General features: G+C 61.3%; 14 protein-coding genes. 6 read left to right on the plus strand and 8 right to left on the minus strand.

Annotated elements, in window-relative coordinates; all coding sequences use genetic code 11:
* Window positions 1–18: 18 nt before the first annotated feature.
* The gene (gene gdhA / locus P8L30_15325) at window positions 19–1386 is read left to right on the plus strand and encodes an NADP-specific glutamate dehydrogenase (GenBank protein ID MDG2241576.1); all 1368 of its coding nucleotides are present in this window, start codon (window positions 19–21) and stop codon (window positions 1384–1386) included.
* A gap of 217 nt (window positions 1387–1603) precedes the next feature.
* Here gdhA and P8L30_15330 read toward each other — a convergent pair whose 3' ends face one another.
* On the minus strand, window positions 1604–3880 hold the full coding sequence (locus P8L30_15330) for a DUF5916 domain-containing protein (GenBank protein ID MDG2241577.1): 2277 nt from the start codon (window positions 3878–3880) through the stop codon (window positions 1604–1606).
* Between the two features lie 130 nt (window positions 3881–4010).
* Between P8L30_15330 and P8L30_15335 the strand changes: the two genes are divergently transcribed.
* Together P8L30_15335 and P8L30_15340 are read left to right on the plus strand one after the other, a co-directional pair.
* On the plus strand, window positions 4011–5117 hold the full coding sequence (locus P8L30_15335) for a hypothetical protein (GenBank protein MDG2241578.1): 1107 nt from the start codon (window positions 4011–4013) through the stop codon (window positions 5115–5117).
* On the plus strand, window positions 5114–6532 hold the full coding sequence (locus tag P8L30_15340; GenBank protein ID MDG2241579.1) for an acyl-CoA reductase: 1419 nt from the start codon (window positions 5114–5116) through the stop codon (window positions 6530–6532). Before P8L30_15335 ends, P8L30_15340 begins: the two co-directional genes overlap by 4 nt.
* Before the next feature lie 11 nt (window positions 6533–6543).
* On the opposite strand, the gene P8L30_15345 is transcribed toward P8L30_15340, so the two are convergent.
* The gene (locus P8L30_15345) at window positions 6544–6741 is read right to left on the minus strand and encodes an AbrB/MazE/SpoVT family DNA-binding domain-containing protein (protein ID MDG2241580.1); all 198 of its coding nucleotides are present in this window, start codon (window positions 6739–6741) and stop codon (window positions 6544–6546) included.
* Window positions 6742–6907: 166 nt separating this feature from the next.
* On the opposite strand from P8L30_15345, the gene P8L30_15350 reads away from it, so the two are divergent.
* Both P8L30_15350 and P8L30_15355 read left to right on the plus strand, forming a co-directional pair.
* Complete coding sequence (locus P8L30_15350) at window positions 6908–7867, plus strand: ATP-binding cassette domain-containing protein (GenBank protein MDG2241581.1); 960 nt, start codon at window positions 6908–6910, stop codon at window positions 7865–7867.
* Complete coding sequence (locus tag P8L30_15355; protein ID MDG2241582.1) at window positions 7864–9108, plus strand: ABC transporter permease; 1245 nt, start codon at window positions 7864–7866, stop codon at window positions 9106–9108. Before P8L30_15350 ends, P8L30_15355 begins: the two co-directional genes overlap by 4 nt.
* Before the next feature lie 37 nt (window positions 9109–9145).
* Here the strand turns inward: P8L30_15355 and P8L30_15360 are convergent, their stop codons facing one another.
* From P8L30_15360 to P8L30_15385, 6 genes are read right to left on the minus strand one after another with little or no spacing between them, the layout of a single operon-like run.
* Window positions 9146–9619, minus strand: a complete 474-nt coding sequence (locus P8L30_15360; protein ID MDG2241583.1) for a copper chaperone PCu(A)C — start codon at window positions 9617–9619, stop codon at window positions 9146–9148.
* Complete coding sequence (locus tag P8L30_15365; GenBank protein MDG2241584.1) at window positions 9601–10230, minus strand: SCO family protein; 630 nt, start codon at window positions 10228–10230, stop codon at window positions 9601–9603. The genes P8L30_15360 and P8L30_15365 overlap by 19 nt, the downstream gene beginning before the upstream one ends.
* Window positions 10231–10250: 20 nt before the next feature.
* The gene (locus P8L30_15370; protein MDG2241585.1) at window positions 10251–10547 is read right to left on the minus strand and encodes a hypothetical protein; all 297 of its coding nucleotides are present in this window, start codon (window positions 10545–10547) and stop codon (window positions 10251–10253) included.
* Window positions 10548–10578: 31 nt separating this feature from the next.
* The gene (locus P8L30_15375) at window positions 10579–12591 is read right to left on the minus strand and encodes a transglutaminaseTgpA domain-containing protein (GenBank protein MDG2241586.1); all 2013 of its coding nucleotides are present in this window, start codon (window positions 12589–12591) and stop codon (window positions 10579–10581) included.
* Window positions 12588–13766, minus strand: a complete 1179-nt coding sequence (locus P8L30_15380; protein ID MDG2241587.1) for a DUF58 domain-containing protein — start codon at window positions 13764–13766, stop codon at window positions 12588–12590. The genes P8L30_15375 and P8L30_15380 overlap by 4 nt, the downstream gene beginning before the upstream one ends.
* Entirely contained in the window at window positions 13763–14746 is a 984-nt protein-coding gene (locus P8L30_15385; protein MDG2241588.1) for an AAA family ATPase, read from the minus strand. The genes P8L30_15380 and P8L30_15385 overlap by 4 nt, the downstream gene beginning before the upstream one ends.
* A gap of 268 nt (window positions 14747–15014) precedes the next feature.
* Here P8L30_15385 and P8L30_15390 point away from each other — a divergent pair, with 268 nt between their 5' ends.
* Window positions 15015–15617, plus strand: coding sequence for a cytochrome c3 family protein (locus P8L30_15390; GenBank protein ID MDG2241589.1), 603 nt, complete (start codon window positions 15015–15017; stop codon window positions 15615–15617).
* Window positions 15618–15621 lie beyond the last annotated feature (4 nt).

The following is a 15621-nucleotide window of genomic DNA, read 5'->3' on the forward strand; positions in this document are numbered from 1 at the left end:
GAGAAAAGGTCCGATTCCATGGCTGCGTATGCGACGAGTCTGATGGAAGACGTGAAGGCTAGGAACCCAGCTGAGCCGGAATTCCACCAAGCGGTAGAGGAGGTGGCTGAGTCCCTAGAGTTAGTTCTCCGCCGCCGCCCAGAATACGGCTCCGCTAAGATCCTAGAACGCATGATCGAGCCAGAGCGGGTCATCATGTTCCGCGTGCCTTGGGTCGATGACCAAGGAGGCGTGCAGGTCAATCGAGGGTTCCGCGTCGAAATGAACAGCGCGATCGGTCCCTACAAAGGCGGCCTCCGGTTCCACGCCTCCGTGACCCTTGGGATGTTGAAGTTCCTGGCGTTCGAGCAGGTGCTGAAGAATGCGTTGACCACGCTCCCCTTGGGTGGTGGAAAAGGCGGGTCGGACTTCGACCCCAAGGGGAAGAGCGATGGCGAGGTCATGCGCTTCTGTCAGAGCTTCATGACCGAGCTGTACCGCCACATCGGGCAGAACACCGACGTACCAGCCGGTGACATTGGTGTTGGAGGACGGGAGATCGGTTTCCTCTTCGGTCAGTACAAGCGACTCGCCAACGAGTTCACGGGTGTCCTCACGGGCAAAGGCCTGAATTGGGGCGGCTCGCTGATTCGTCCCGAAGCAACCGGATACGGGTCGGTCTACTTCGCCGCCGAGATGCTTCAGACACGCGGCGACACGCTTGAGGGCAAACGGTGCCTGGTGTCGGGTAGTGGGAACGTGGCGCAGTACACGGCGGAGAAGCTCCTTGACCTCGGGGCGACCGTACTTACGCTTTCCGATTCGGGCGGCTGCATCTACGACGAAGAAGGCATCGATCGAGAGAAGCTCGCGTTCGTCATGGAGTTGAAGAACGAGCGTCGGGGCCGCATCGAGGAGTATGCTGACAAGTATCCGTCCGCAGTCTATTCGCCACTCGCACCTGAACCCGGCCGGCGCGCCGATGTAATTTGGACGTACGATGCCGACTGTGCGTTCCCGTCTGCCACGCAGAACGAGATTAACGCGACGGATGCTCAGAACCTTCTGAACAGTGGTGTTTGTGTCGTCTCGGAAGGGGCGAACATGCCGACCACGGCTGACGGCGTCGTGCTTTTTGTCGACGCTGGGATTCTCTACGGCCCGGGGAAGGCTGCGAACGCCGGTGGTGTCGCAGTGTCCGGGTTGGAGATGGCGCAAAACAGTATGCGCTACAGCTGGACCCGCGAAGAAGTCGATCAGAAGCTCCAATCCATCATGAAGAGCATCCACTCCGAGTGCGTGGAGGTGGCTGAGGACTTTGGGACGCCTGGGAACTATGTGAATGGGGCGAACATTGGTGGCTTTTTGAAAGTTGCTGATGCGATGCTTGATCAGGGCGTGGTTTAGAGGCGGGTGCTGTTTGGTGCCGAAGGCGCCGGAGTACCTCTCTCTTCGCGGTCGCTGCGCCTAGCTGCCTGTTGTGCGTGGCGACCTGGGTGCCGCTTGCTTAGCGGGGTCGGGTCGGCCGAGTCCCCTACCCTGATATCGCTGCTAGAGAGGCACTCCGGCGCCGTCAGCGCCAAATAGGTGGGGCCGGCCTCGTTCTTCGGGGTGTTACCTGGAACTAGAACCGATAGGTGTAGTTCAACTTGATCGACCCGCCACGCGACAGCGTGATCAGATCTGGGTTGTCCAAGATCCCCGCGCTCAGATTCTGCCAGTTGTGCGTGTACACGAGGTAGATGTCGTTCCCTGGCTTCACGATCCAACGCAGTCGCGCGAAGAGACCCAAGAGTTGACTCTGGTCGTCGTACTGGAACTGCGACGTTGCCGATACCCAAGGCGTTGGGTTCCACTGCGTTTCGAGTTCGTAGACGTTGGCGCTGAAGTCCCCCTGCGGGAGCTCGACGGCGTTGTACTGCACATTGAGTGAGGTGCTGATTCCGGGGTTTGGTCGGAGGGTCGCTCTGGCGAAAATGCTCTTCCGATCACCGTTCCAGAATCCGCTCCATCCGCCGCCACCAAAGAGTGAGATCTTCCGTTTGGACGCAGTGCTGCCCCGGATGGAATACTCCCAGTTCGTATACTCACCCTGCGGGATCTGGATGCCGTCGCTGATCTGGAAATTGTAGTCTAGGAACTCGTAGACGCGCTTCACGTTGACATCGAAGTTGTCGCCGCTCTCGAAGTCGACGCCGAGCACGTTGAAGTCCCACTCGCGTTCCTCGAGAATGCCGGTCCCAAGCTCGGTCAGGTTTCTGAACTGAACTGAGAAATCCAGTTTCCGGATCCAGTCGATATCAGGACGCGGGGAGAACCCGATCCGTGGTTCGATACGCCGAAAGTCGTTGCGAGCCACGAAACCGAGCGTCGGCCGGTAGTCGTCGCCGAATTCGCGGTACGAGAGGTGGCCCGTGTATCTGTCGTTCGGAAAGTTGATTCGGAATCCTCGAGCGGAGAGGTCTCCTGTCGTGAGATCCTGGGTCGGGTCCGGATTCGAGTTCCAGACGAAGAACGCCTCCATATCCGCGTTCTTGCCGGTCCCCATGAAGTCGCGGGTGTTCAGTGACATGTCCACACCGGCCGTGTGCCCGATCTCCGGAACGAAGCCCGTAGCATCCGGCGAAGCTGAACGTCGTGTATAGATGGCCCCGATTGTCGACTGCTCCCAGAATGGCTGGCGCACTCGTGCTACGGTGAACTGTTCCGACGGGAGCAAGACGTCCATCTGGTCGTCTTCGTCGAAGAACGTTGCTTGGCCCGTCCCGACTTGGAAGAAGCCGACTTCGGTGCCGCCAACCTGGCCCGTCACGCGCGTCCCGTATTGGATCGGGACCTGCTGTCCGGACGAGATGCCGATGTTCCGTGAGAAGAATGGATCCGGTCCACTTCGCGGCGCGAACGAGAAGATCCCTGAGCCTTCCAGGAAGAAGCCGCGGCGTTCAGGAAATCGAAGCGAGAATCGCGTGAGGTTCACACGTCGGTTGTCACTTTCTACTTCTGCGAAATCGGTGTTGATGGAGAGTGAGGCCCTGAGGCTCGAGGTCACCGAGTAGTTCAAATCGAGCGACATGTCGCGAGGGTATATCGTCGGATCCGTGTTCGTCGGGATGTTCTTCCAGCCCGCGATTGCGGACGGCACGGCTTCAAGCCCGATGCCCTGAGACATGCCCTCAAGTCCGGCCAAAGTTCCAGCGAACACCGGGCGTTGCAGTCCCTCGGTACGCCGCCAGCCACGCCACATGATCTCTTCGTTGTCACGCTTGATGGTGCGCTGGAAGTTGATGCCCCACTCGTCCGACTCGGGATCGAAGTTGAGGGTTTGGAAGGGGATCTCGATCTCGAGCGACCAGCCGTCTGGGCGGATAAACGTCCGGACGTCCCAGATGCCGTCCCAGGCCCGACCACCACCACCACCGCCGAAACCGCCGCGGCCGCCGCCACCACCCGTGAGCAGAGCGTCGCTGAGTACGCCGGCAGGATTGGTTTCGAAGAAATACCCCGTCCGTCCGTCCTTGAACGTGTCCAAGATCCACATGAAACGATCGTCTGTGCTCAAGTAGCCGTCGCGCTGTTTTTGGTGCGCGAGGATACCCTCGGGATCGTCATACATGACGGCGCCGATGTAGAGCCGGTCGGAGTCGTACGCGACCCATATCTCCGTATCACGGGAGGGCGTTCCTCCTTCAACGGGCTCTGTCTGCGTGAAGTCCCGGATCGGCACAGCCTGTGACCACACGTCTTCCGTGATGCGGCCGTCCAACTCGATCGTCTGACCGTCGGGAATTCGGTAGGCCTGAAGGGCGGGACCATCGTCTTGTGCAGCCGAGGCGATAGGTAGCATGAAGGCTGCCAGCGCAAAGAAAGACATCGGCACGGCGATGTGCGCCGGTCGACTCATATTGTTTCGCTCCATTTACGATTCACCCGGGGAGCCAGGCGGTACCCAGGGACATAACCGAGACACATTCCGCCTCCGGTATGTTGGTGTTCTCAACGGCGGGCTCTTCGGGAAACGGTACATTGTACGAATGATTTTAGAAGAGAGGGACCAAACTGCATTCCACTCCCTTGCGGCGCGGCTCGAGGTGCTATTTGGCCGGGCCCCGGACCAGGCGTGGACTGACGAGGAGTTCGGGGCTTTGGCCCTCGAGGTCTTCGAAGTGCAGTTCACCTCGAATGTGGTGTACCGGGGCTTCTGCGAGGGCCGGGGGGTCACCAGTGCTTCTGTCGACGACTGGAGAGAGATTCCGGCAGTTCCGACCCGCGCTTTCAAGCATCTGGATCTCCTGTCCGCATCGCCTGCCGAGGCGACGTTCCAGACGAGCGGAACCACGTCCGACCTGGGGCTTCGCGGCCGACATCTGATTCCCAGGGTGTCACTGTATGAGGCCTCCCTACTCCCATGTTTTTCAGCGCATCTCATGCCGGAAGGGAAGTCGCTCCGTTTTATCTCGTTGATTCCTGACCCGGAGGATGCACGGGGCTCGTCGCTATCCTACATGGTGGGCGCCGCCGCGAGGCGCTTCGCGAGCCGGACCGACTACGTCGTGGACGGGTCCGGGGTGGTCGACCATGGGGTCCTCGCGGCCGCACTCGCGGACGCGCAGGCCGCCGCGGAAGCTGTTTTGATGCTCGGGACCGCCTTCGCTTTTATGAACGTGATGGAGCATTCGGATGTCTGCCTTGGACCGCTCCCACAAGGAAGCCGCATCATGGAGACGGGGGGCTTCAAGGGTCGCGGGCGCGCAGTTCCGCGGGACGAGCTGTACGAGGCGATGTCACGAGCGACATCGGTGCCTGTCGAGCGTATCGTCAACGAGTACGGCATGACGGAATTGTTGTCCCAGCTGTACGAGCCGGTCCTGACCGGTGAATCGCTGGGATGCGGTCACATAGCGCCGCCTTGGCTCCAAGTGCGCGCCGTCGACCCGACCACCCTCCGTGAGCTGCCGGAAGGCGAGGCTGGTCTTCTGACCTTCTTTGATCTCGCGAATGCCGGGTCCGTCGCTCACATCCTCACGGAGGACTTCGGGGCCGTTCGGGACGGCCGTGTGTTCCTGGAGGGCCGAGCTGCTGGAGCAGAGCCTCGGGGTTGTTCCAGGGCCATGGATGAGCTGATGGCGGTGGCGCGGTGAGTCGGCCGTTCTCAGCTTGGGCACTGCCTTCGTCGGTCCAGGCGGCCGTGCTGTCCACCGTCTCGCTCGACGGCGGACGAGGTGCGGGAGAAGACGGAGACATCCGGGTCGAGTACCCTGCGGGAGCGCCGGACTGGATTGCGAGTGTCGTGGATGCCCTCGAAGTCTCTCGCTCGAGTTTGGTGCGGCGTTCGGCTGAAGGGATCGCGGAACTTCTTGGTGCTGTCGGATTTCGTTTTATGAGCCCCGGCGACCCCATCCGCGAGGAAGCTCTCAGGTTGTTGCCTGGTACCGCAGGTGTCTCGGCCGAGATGGCTGAGACGATTCTGGACGGCATGGCTGCCGACTGGACCCCGGCTCGTCTCGCTGCGTTGCTTGGGGAGGAGTTCGGCGCGCCCGGGATGCTGGACGAGTTCACCGAGGGCAGGGGGCAGCGGTCGATGCCGGTCGGCCCTCGCCTCACCGCCCAGTTCGTGAGTGGGAGCGTCCCAGGAGTGAGTGTGAACGCTTTAATCCGAGCGCTTCTGGTGAAGAGCCCCACGCTCGTGAAGCCTGGGCTTGGGGACGTCGTGCTCCCTGTGCTGTTCGTCCGTGCCCTGCGGGAGGCCGATGCGGCTCTCGCAGACGCGGTCGCAGTTGTGTATTGGCCGGGGGGCAGCGTTTCGAGCGAGGACATCGTGCTCGGTCGGGCTGAGATGGTCACCGCATATGGAGGAGACGACACGGTGGCAGCACTGCGTGCTCGTGTTCCGGTTTCGACCCGCTTCCGGGCGTACCATCACCGGACAAGTATTGGGGTTGTGGGCCGGGGGGCACTTGGGCCCGCTGCCGTGTCGACTACGACGGACGACCTAGCGCGTGCGGTAGCCGTCTTCGATCAGAGAGGCTGTGTTTCGCCGCAGGTCGTGTTCGTCGAAGAGGGCGGCGAGATGAGTCCGGCGGCGTTTGCCGATGCGCTTGCGGTCTCATTCGAAGCACTCGAGGACGACCTTCCCGGAGGAGCACTCGATGCCGCTGAGGCCTCAACACTGCAACAGTTGAGGGGCACAGCAGAGATGATGCGTGCGGCAGGCTCGGGGGTGGAGTGCACCCACGGAGGTACCGCTTCTTGGACCGTGATCTTCGATCCGGACGCCCAGTTGTCCTCGGCGTGCGTGGGGCGCGTCGTCCGTGTCCGCCCGATTTTGTCGGCACAGGACCTGCCTGCCCTTCTCGAGCCCGTAGCCGCTCACCTTCAAACGGTGGGTGTCGCCGGGTTAGGCGAGAAGCTGGACGGTTTGGCAGAACGACTCGGGCGCTTGGGCGCCTCGAGGGTGGTACCCTTCGCTCAGGTGCCGTTTCCGCCTGCATGGTGGCACCACGATGGGGGCGGTCCTCTCAGGGACCTTGTTCGCTACATCGATCTCAGTAGTTAGAACTGCTGGATCTAGTCTTGATCGTCGGGCTGTTGTTCGGCGCGCCAGATAACCATCTGACGACCACCCTTTGGATTTTCCTCGACCCGGACCGTGAGGGAATTGCCCTCGTCGATGCCGAGATCCTCCCGCATGTTCTGCGGGATCGTAACACGCCCACCGACGCCGACTGAAACGTCTGTGTAGTAGAGTGTCCGATAGATGGCCATTCAGCCTCCTGTGTAGCGATATAGAGCCGAATAAGGTAAGCAAAGTACGCGCTCTTTTGTACGGATGTCCGGATGGTGAAGACACTTGCACCGAATTCCGTAGTGCGGGAGTACCTTATTGGAGCTGTAATGGCATGGTTTCTCCCCTTTTTACAGAGCGTACTGCATGAGCGACAACGGATACGCCATTCGGCTCGAGGGCGTCACAAAACGCTTCGGGAAGCACACGGCAGTGTCTGGATTCGATTTTGAGGTGCCCCGTGGGGTCATCTGCGGCCTACTTGGGCCGAACGGATCCGGTAAGACGACCAGCATTCGCATGATCATGGGAATCCTGAACCCAGATGAGGGCTCGGTAAGCTTGTTTGGTGAAGATCCAGATAAGACTCGTCGGGAAAAGGTCGGGTACCTGCCGGAGGAGCGCGGCATCTACAAGAAGATGAGGGTCATCGAGTTGTTGACCTTCTTCGCTGAGATCCGCGGTGTGAAAAGGTCGGAGGGCCGCAAGAAGGCTGGTGTCTGGCTCGAGCGACTTGGCCTCAGCGCGTGGGGTGACAAGAGAGCCGACGATCTGTCCAAGGGTATGCAGCAGAAAGTCCAGTTCATTGGGACGGTTCTGCACGATCCGGAACTGCTGATTCTGGACGAGCCCTTCAGTGGACTCGATCCCATCAACCAAGATGTGCTCGAGGAGATCGTGCGGGACTTTCATGCGAAGGGGACCACGATCCTATTCTCCACGCACCTCATGCATCAAGCCGAACAGCTTTGCGAACGCGTCTGCCTCATCTCGAACGCTAAGAAAGTGCTCGACGCCGACCTGAAGGCTCTGAAGGCCTCAGAAAGGAAAGGCATCGTAGCCGTTGAGTTCGAGGGCCCCGACGATTGGATCAGGGGCCCTGAAGTCGATCACACGGAAGAGATCGACAACGGCTTGCACCTCATTCTCAGGGATGGGGCGGATTATCAGGCGATCCTGAAACGTGGCGTCGACTCGGAGGCTCGCATTCTTCGCTTCGATCTGGTCGAGCCAAAGCTCCACGAGATCTTTGTACGTCACGCGGGTGCTGGCTCGGTCGGAGACGCTGGAATGCCGGCAGGTGCTCACCCGGGAGGTGTGTCATGAGCAACGTCTGGGCAGTGATTCGGCGCGAGTACTTACAACGCGTCCGCTCCAAGTGGTTCGTCATTGCGACGATTGGTGGCCCGATCTTCATGATCGGGATCACCGTGCTCCCTGCGTATTTTATGGTGCAAAACGAGAGCGACTCTCGGATCGTCGCCATCGTAGATGGCACTGGCGTTTTGTACGACCGAGTCGCCCCGCGCTTCGAGGCGGCTGGGTACGACGTGCGGGAGGAAGAGTGGAATGTCGACATCCAGACGGAGCTCCGCCAACGCACCACGGAGGGTGACCTCGGCGGTTTCCTGATGATGGACGATCTGACTCTCGAGACGGGTGACGCCACGTTCTACGTAACGGACCGGCCGTCATCCATCCGAAGCCTCTCGCTGCAAAGCGCGGTGACTCGGTCGGCGCTCGAGTATCAGCTCACCCAGCGGGGCGTCGACGCAGACGTGATGCTGCAGGGTGGTGGGCTGAACATCGAGATGCTGTCGGATGAGGGGGCCAATGAGAACGAGCCTGCATTTTTTGTGGCATACATCGGCGCGTTCTTCCTCTATATGGTCATCCTTCTCTATTCGGTCGCGGTTATGCGCGCGACGCTCGAAGAAAAAACCAACCGGGTCGTCGAGGTCATCATCTCATCGATGAAGCCGTGGCACCTCATGCTCGGGAAGATCGTCGGCGTGGGTGCGGTGGGCCTTACTCAGATGGCAGTTTGGCTCGCATCGGGGGCGTTGCTTGCCGGGGCGGGGATTCCTGCCTTAGTGGCGGCTCGACCGGAAATGGTAGGGCTGGAGAGCATCAAGGAGGTTCTCCCAGGGCTCGGAATGCTGGGGCTCTTCCTGTGCTTCTTCATTCTCGGCTTCTTCATGTTCTCCGGGCTGTATGCGGCGGTTGGCGCCATGTGCAACTCAGATGAAGAAGCTCAACAGGCGCAGTTCCCAGTGATCATGTTGCTGATCGTCCCCATCATTTTCGTGATGCAGGTCATTCAGGATCCCATGTCGACGCTCGCCACGACGTTGTCGCTGATCCCGATCTTCTCGCCGATTCTCATGTGGGCGCGAGTGGCCGGCGGCGGCGTACCCGCGTGGCAGGTCGGTCTGTCCTTTGTCCTGATGACGATCACGGTTTTCGCGATTGCTTGGTTGGCCGGCCGAATCTACAAGGTCGGCATTCTGATGGCAGGAAAGCGGCCGACGCTGCCCGAACTGTGGCGTTGGGTCAGAGAAGCGTAGGGCCGGCGCTGCATCCGTCCTTGCCGATCTAGCGGGATCAGTCGCGTGCGTTAGCCGGGTCTTGAACCGTCGCCCAGACGGTTTGGGACCCGGCTTTCGCGAATAACAAAGTCACCTCGACGGAGTCTCCCACGGCTAAGGCGGAAGTGAGGCCCTCCAGCATTCCGTGCAATCCTCCAGGTGCCAACGAAACGGTAGATCCGACGGGGATCACCAGATACTCGATTGGCGACATGCGCATCATACCGCCCTCAATGGCCATCTCGTGCAGGGAGGATTCTTCAGCCGCTGGTGAGGAGATGGAGATCAGCGTGTCGGGCATCGAGCCAGGATTTGCGACGTCTGCGTAGAGCGCGGTTCGCTCGGGACTCGACGGGGCCAGCACTCGTGCCGCGGTGACTTCAACGTCACGAGGTGCTAGGGGCGCTCCACCTACTGGGCCCTCTGGCTCAGCATCACCGCACGCGGCGACGGCCACCAGCAGGGCAGCGGTCAGGCTCCGTCTTGCCACCAGGCTTGGCTCAGCACGGTGAGGTCTTGGGCGATCTGTTCAGGTGTCGTCTCATGGCCCAGACCGAAACGCCCTAAGCGCTCGGGGGTGAACACGAAGAGCGACGCTGGGTGTGGGACCTCGTAGAAGCCTTCTGCCGGGATCTCGTACGGCGGCATGACAAACCCCAGTCCTTCCAGCGTCTGATCCAACTGCTCCTGGGTGCCCGTTACGCCCACGAAGGCAGGGTCGAACGTGCTAAGCCATTCCTTCACGCGACCCGGGTCGTCGCGGTTCGCATCGAGCGAGACGAACAGCACACCGACGTGGGACCGTATCTCAGGCTCGAGCAGGCTCACGGCCCGGGCAACACTTGCCATTGTGATCGGGCAGATGTCTGGGCAGCTCGTGTATCCGAAGAAGAGGACAGTGATTTGATCGCGCGTATCGAGCCGGAGGTCGAATGCCTCGCCGTCCTGGTCGGTCAGCGTCACCGCAGGCATGTCGTAGGGCTGTATGAACTGCGTTGCGGACATCTGGTTCGCGGCGCGTTCGATGGGGTTGCTGGATCCGCCACACGCTGTTGACGCGAACAGGGATAGTGCCGCGAGGACAGGATGAGGTCTCATCATGATCACAGGAGTCCCGGCAGCTAGGCGGCCGAACCGTCGGGGAGTGCTGACCGGAGAAGGCCTTCGAGCGACCGTTCGTCGAAGCGCCGGGCCTTCGCCACGGCTTCCTCGTAGCTCTCTTCGATGATGATCACAGTCGTGCGGGGCTTGGGATCCTCGAAATCAGTGGAATCAGCCGGGTCGAAGCGGACTCGGCCGCGATAGACGTTCGGTCGGTGGGGGTCGTCGTCGAACTCGAGGTAGGCGTCCCATATACGACCCGCGTGCGCGATTGTCGCGATGTGGAGGCCGGGGGCAGGACTTTGACTGTTCGTCATGCTTGGACGATACAGAAGGAAGAGGTTCCAGTCACGCTCTCGCCTTAAGCGTCTTTCTCGCCACACCCAGCGCTTCGTGCACTTCGCGGAGGTCGGACTCACTGAGGACCTCGCGCCCGTACCGGGATCGTAGGTACAGGTCGACGATTCGCTCCGCTGCCCGAGCCGCAGAGGACCGTTCTTCTCGGACGCGTGCCACCAAGGCCAAGGGCGTCAGCCCCGGCGTGATCGAGAGTCCCGCTCGCGCGCAGTTTTCGCGCAATGCGATGTACGCCTTGGTCTCGGGCGGCATGGGCGGCCCGCCACCGCGCGCCCAGAAGTACCCGCCCACGAGCAACGCTACCAGAAGCAGGGCACCTAGCGGATTGGTCCTCGTGTCCTCACCTGTGCTGGCAGATGCGGGGTCTTCACGTTCGCCGAACAGATTCGCCCACTGAGCGAGAAGCTCCGACTGGTCTTCAACGCTGTAGTCCAGGACCCACTTGCTCCAGCGGTGCTGAAGGCCGTCGAAGAAGATGCGGCCTGGCCAGAACATGTTCAGGCCTTCGCTCGAGCCGGCGCCAGCGGGGGTAGGGTCAAACGTCACCCACCCGAAGTCCGGAAACCAAACCTCGACCCATGAGTGAGCAGAATTCTGCGTCACGACGAGGTAGTCTCCGAACTGACTCCAGTTGCCTCCCAGGAAGCCATTCACGTTCCGCGCCTGAATACCGAGCGTGCGGAGCATGATCGTCATGGCTGAGCTGAAGTACTCGCAGTGTCCTGCCTGCCGGTCGAAGAGGAAGTGTTCGAGCGTCGCCTCGCGGGCCGTGGCCGGAAGATCTCGTGTGTACGTGAATGTCTGCAGCCAGCGCTGAACGGCCATGGCCTTGTCATAGCGGTTGTCGATACCCGCGGTCAGCGAATCGGCCAGTGCCGCGATGCGGGGATCGATCGAGTTGGGCGTCTGCAGGAAGAAGCGACTGCTCGGCGCGTAGCCGCTCCGTTCGATGCGCAGGGAATCCGCAGGTGGGCTGCTCGTGAGCGAGAGTGCGGTGTAGACGGGTGGGCCGGAGCCCCAGTACACCCAGTCGCCGGAGTTGTCCTCCAAGGCCTGGACACCGTTGTCCGAGTCGATGTGGAGAGCGGGGGGGAGCGCGAACAGCACACGCACGTCGAGTGGTGCGCCGAAAATTCTCTGCTCGATCGTTTCGTTCGGCCACCGTCTTCGGTACCAGGTACGTGGGGCAGAGGATGGCGGTATTCGCCCTGATCGTGTCCAACGGACTCCGTCGAATCGATCGTACGAACGGCCACGCCATCTCAGGTCGGATAGCTGTTCGGGTTCGCCGTTCGGGAACTCCACGCGGAGGACAATTTCCGGATTGGCGAGAATCGTGGACCCGAACTGACCCAAGGATATCTCGTCGCTGAACCCCGCAATCGAGGTGGCGAGTGTCTCGCCGCGCCCAGCCCAGCCTTGTGATACGCGGGGGACCGAGACGAACACGACCAGCGACACGAGCAAGATGACGCCGGCCAGAACCCCAGTTGTGATGATGAGGTCTCGATCCAGGGGGACCTCTCGGACGTTGTGCTCCTCCGCTTTCCTGCGAAGGTGCCCGACCATGAGTGCGAGCGTCGAGAGGCCCACGTAGGTGATGAATGCCACCAAGAAAAGGATCCCGGGTCGATATGCCGTGGACGCGAGGATCAGCGCGAAGGACAATGCGTACAGTCGGATGTCGTTGGGTGCGTCGAGCGAGCGCAACGCCTCTGCCGTCATGAGGAGGAGCAGAAGGTCAACGACCGGGATGACGACGTCGTCCTGAATGACGAAGACATGGATGAGGGCGCGAACGACGAGGAGCGTGGCCAATGGGAGCCAGATTTTCTCCATTCGGTCCGAGAGACCTGTGTCCGGGTGCCAAAACAGTGCGGTCCCCAAGGCGATGAGCGCGAGAAATGCGGACAGGGGCTCGAAACCAGCGCCGCCGGCGAACGCTACCAGGCCGGTCAGGCTCATGAGCACTGCGAGGCGGCGGTGGAGGAGGCGGAGGCTCATGCGGCTTCGTCCTCGATCTCCGGTTCATCGAGCTGGGCCTCTCGACCCACGGCGATGACGTCACCGAACCCGGGTGCGCCATCCACTGAAACCAGGATGCAGGTTGTCGGATCTACGGGAGGAGACGGTAGGTGCTCGTCCACGCCGAAGTCGACTCGAGCTAGCGCGTCGAGTACACGTTCGAGTTGGCCGTGCCCCTCGCCGGGGTCGATCACTGCATCTGGAGTGACCAGTGCGAAGGGCCGGGCTTCCGCTACTGCGCTCGCAGCGAGCGATGCGGCGACTTCTACCGCGACTTCCGCGGCATCCCCCGGTTCCGCTCTTGTGTCCAGACAAATCCAACGCGTCTCAGCACCGTCACGCTCGTATTCACGGATCACGGGTTCAGCCGACCGTGCGAACGCCTTCCAGTTCATGTCCTTGGGGTCGTCGCCGGGCCTGTAGGGCCGCAGCGTGCGGTACTCACCCCGATGGCCTAAAGCGCCCTTCGCAGAGGCCCCCATGCGCGGCACTTTTCCACCGTCCGGGGACGGAGCCCGAACGTTCCGGTCCGACCTGGGCCATACCACGACTTCTCCGGGCAGGTCGATGTCCCGTTGCTTGAGGAACATCCCAAACGGAAAACACGTCGACAGCGTAATGGCCCGGAGAGGGTAAATGCCCCTGCGGACGAAGCTGTTGGTAGAACGCGCTTCAGCAGATCCCTTAGCGGCAACGTGGGCGAGGAAGGCACTTTCGGGCAGTCCCGCCTCATGGATTTCGACGGCGAGACTCGGCAGTCGAGTTTTGATGTTGTGGACGTGGTACTTGAGCCGCATTGGCTGACCCACCGTCACTGCGTGCGGAGTGACACGTTGAAAGCGTAGGCCGGAGATTGCCTTCTCGGACAGCCACCCGCTTACGACGATAAAGCCAAGCATGGAACCGAGCAGCAAGTAAAGAAGGTTGTTGCCGGTGTTCATGGCGGCGAAGCCGACTGCGAAGGTCCCGACCGTGAAGACGAAGCCTCCTGACGTAAAGCTGATTCGCCTCCAAGAGCGGATCCGACGCCAGACGCCGCGAGGCCACACCAAGGGCGTGACCAGCCGCGTCACGATGGAGCGCGCGCCTACGGCCTCACGCCCGGAAGCGGAGCCGGACGTGTTCGAGCGGCCGCGGAGGGCCGCTCGGCTCAAACTGGAGCCTCGATCTCGTCGAGAATCGACTCAAGGATGCGTGCGGCCTGTTCGTGCGAATTGAGGGTGGATACCGTGGAGCCCGTCGGTATGATTCGATGTGCGAGCACCGGGATCACGAGGTCACGGACGTCGTCTGGGATCAGGTAGGTACGGCCCTGAGTGAGTGCGAAGGCTCGCGCGGCCCTGAACAGGGCGATGTTGCCGCGGGGGCTGACACCCATCCGGAGCTGCGGTGAGGTTCTCGTCCGCTCGACGATGCTCATCAGGTAATCGAGGATGGCCTCGTCGACCTCCACATCTTCGACTCGCGCTTGGAGTTGCAAGACCTGCGAAGGTGACAGCACCGTCCGGAGTCGCTCGAAGACCGGCGTGGTGGCAGCCGATTCCGTCAGGATCCGTTTTTCGGCCTCGATGTCCGGATACCCGATCGTGATGCGCATCAGGAAGCGGTCGAGCTGACTTTCTGGAAGCGGATAGGTGCCGTGATGTTCGAGCGGGTTCTGTGTCGCGATCACTAAGAAGGGGCGAGGCAGCTCGTACGTGTGGTCGTCGATGGTGACGCTGCCCTCCTGCATCGCTTCCAGCAGACCGCTTTGCGTACGCGGGGGCGCACGATTGATCTCGTCGGCGAGCACCACGCTTGTGAAGATGGGGCCCCGGCGAGTGTTGAATTCTGCCGTCTTCGGGTTGAAGACCGAGACGCCGAGGACATCAGATGGCAGTAGGTCCGACGTGAACTGTATACGGCGGAAGCCCACGCCCAGCGTCTTGGCGAGCGCGTGAGCCAGCGTGGTTTTTCCCACACCGGGCACGTCCTCGAAGAGAATGTGTCCCCGGGCTAAAAGGGCAGCCAGCGCGAGCTGAATGACTTCCTTCTTTCCGTGGAACACGGTCTCGACCTCCCGAACCAAGTGGTCCAGAAGCTCTAGCGAAGGCTTCGATTCGCGGGTGGGCGCGGCCGTGGTTGTTTCAGGCATGGGAGAGTTCAGAGAGAGCTCCGGTTCCCTACCGTTTTCATGGATTGGAGTCCAGGTCGGCCGAAGTGCAAAAGTATAACACCGGCGCGGATAAAAAGGATTCTGTGGGGGGGCTGGTCGCCTTGACCCCACCATGGGCGTACAGGTAGTTTCAGGCCGAAATTTCAGGGCTTGTTCCAAGCTGTCACAGAGTGTCAGATCTAGGAAAAAGCTCCTTCCTGCGCCTCCTCACTGGCGCACTGCTTCGTGCAGGAGCAAGGCTTCGTACATGAGAAAGCATTGGCTCATCGGCGGGTTCGCGGGCGTTCTAGCGCTCTCCGGCCTCGCGTTCGTCCAAGGTGGCGGCGCAGGAGTCGATAGTCCGACCACACTCTCGGACTTCCAACCCATCGCGTTTCCGCATAACCAGCATGCCGGCAGTGAGCCGGGGCAGAACAACATGGACTGCCAGTTCTGCCATTTCTCGGCAGAGCGCTCGGTTGATGCGGGAATTCCTTCGGTCTCCAGCTGCTGGGGCTGCCATCAGGCCATCCCCGGGACTAACAACCCACAGGAAGTCGCGAAGATCAAAGACTACCTGGACGCAGGCGAGCCCATTCCGTGGGTTCGGATCTACAAGATCTCGGACCACGCACACTTCCCGCACATGAGACACGTGAATGCCGGTCTCCAGTGCCAGGAGTGCCACGGCGAAGTCCAGACGATGGAAGTGCTCGAGCCTCAGCGCACAGGCCTCCCTGCAGTCTTCTTGGGGCAGGACCGGGTTTGGGGCGGCGACAACATGGGATGGTGCATCGATTGCCACAGACAGCCGGATGAAGAAACCGGTGTCCAGCAGGCATCGACGGACTGTGCCGTCTGCCACTACTGAGGCT

The sequence above is a fragment of the Longimicrobiales bacterium genome (genome assembly GCA_029245345.1).
In the GTDB taxonomy this organism is placed as follows: domain Bacteria; phylum Gemmatimonadota; class Gemmatimonadetes; order Longimicrobiales; family Gaopeijiaceae; genus CALFPJ01.

What these genes read in the sequence shown, in the direction of transcription:
- gdhA (MDG2241576.1), top strand. Translation starts at nt 19, where the DNA reads ATGGCTGCGTATGCGACGAGTCTGATGGAAGACGTGAAGGCTAGGAAC.
- P8L30_15330 (MDG2241577.1), bottom strand. Translation starts at nt 3,880, where the DNA reads ATGAGTCGACCGGCGCACATCGCCGTGCCGATGTCTTTCTTTGCGCTG.
- P8L30_15335 (MDG2241578.1), top strand. Translation starts at nt 4,011, where the DNA reads ATGATTTTAGAAGAGAGGGACCAAACTGCATTCCACTCCCTTGCGGCG.
- P8L30_15345 (MDG2241580.1), bottom strand. Translation starts at nt 6,741, where the DNA reads ATGGCCATCTATCGGACACTCTACTACACAGACGTTTCAGTCGGCGTC.
- P8L30_15350 (MDG2241581.1), top strand. Translation starts at nt 6,908, where the DNA reads ATGAGCGACAACGGATACGCCATTCGGCTCGAGGGCGTCACAAAACGC.
- P8L30_15355 (MDG2241582.1), top strand. Translation starts at nt 7,864, where the DNA reads ATGAGCAACGTCTGGGCAGTGATTCGGCGCGAGTACTTACAACGCGTC.
- P8L30_15365 (MDG2241584.1), bottom strand. Translation starts at nt 10,230, where the DNA reads ATGATGAGACCTCATCCTGTCCTCGCGGCACTATCCCTGTTCGCGTCA.
- P8L30_15370 (MDG2241585.1), bottom strand. Translation starts at nt 10,547, where the DNA reads ATGACGAACAGTCAAAGTCCTGCCCCCGGCCTCCACATCGCGACAATC.
- P8L30_15375 (MDG2241586.1), bottom strand. Translation starts at nt 12,591, where the DNA reads ATGAGCCTCCGCCTCCTCCACCGCCGCCTCGCAGTGCTCATGAGCCTG.
- P8L30_15385 (MDG2241588.1), bottom strand. Translation starts at nt 14,746, where the DNA reads ATGCCTGAAACAACCACGGCCGCGCCCACCCGCGAATCGAAGCCTTCG.
- P8L30_15390 (MDG2241589.1), top strand. Translation starts at nt 15,015, where the DNA reads ATGAGAAAGCATTGGCTCATCGGCGGGTTCGCGGGCGTTCTAGCGCTC.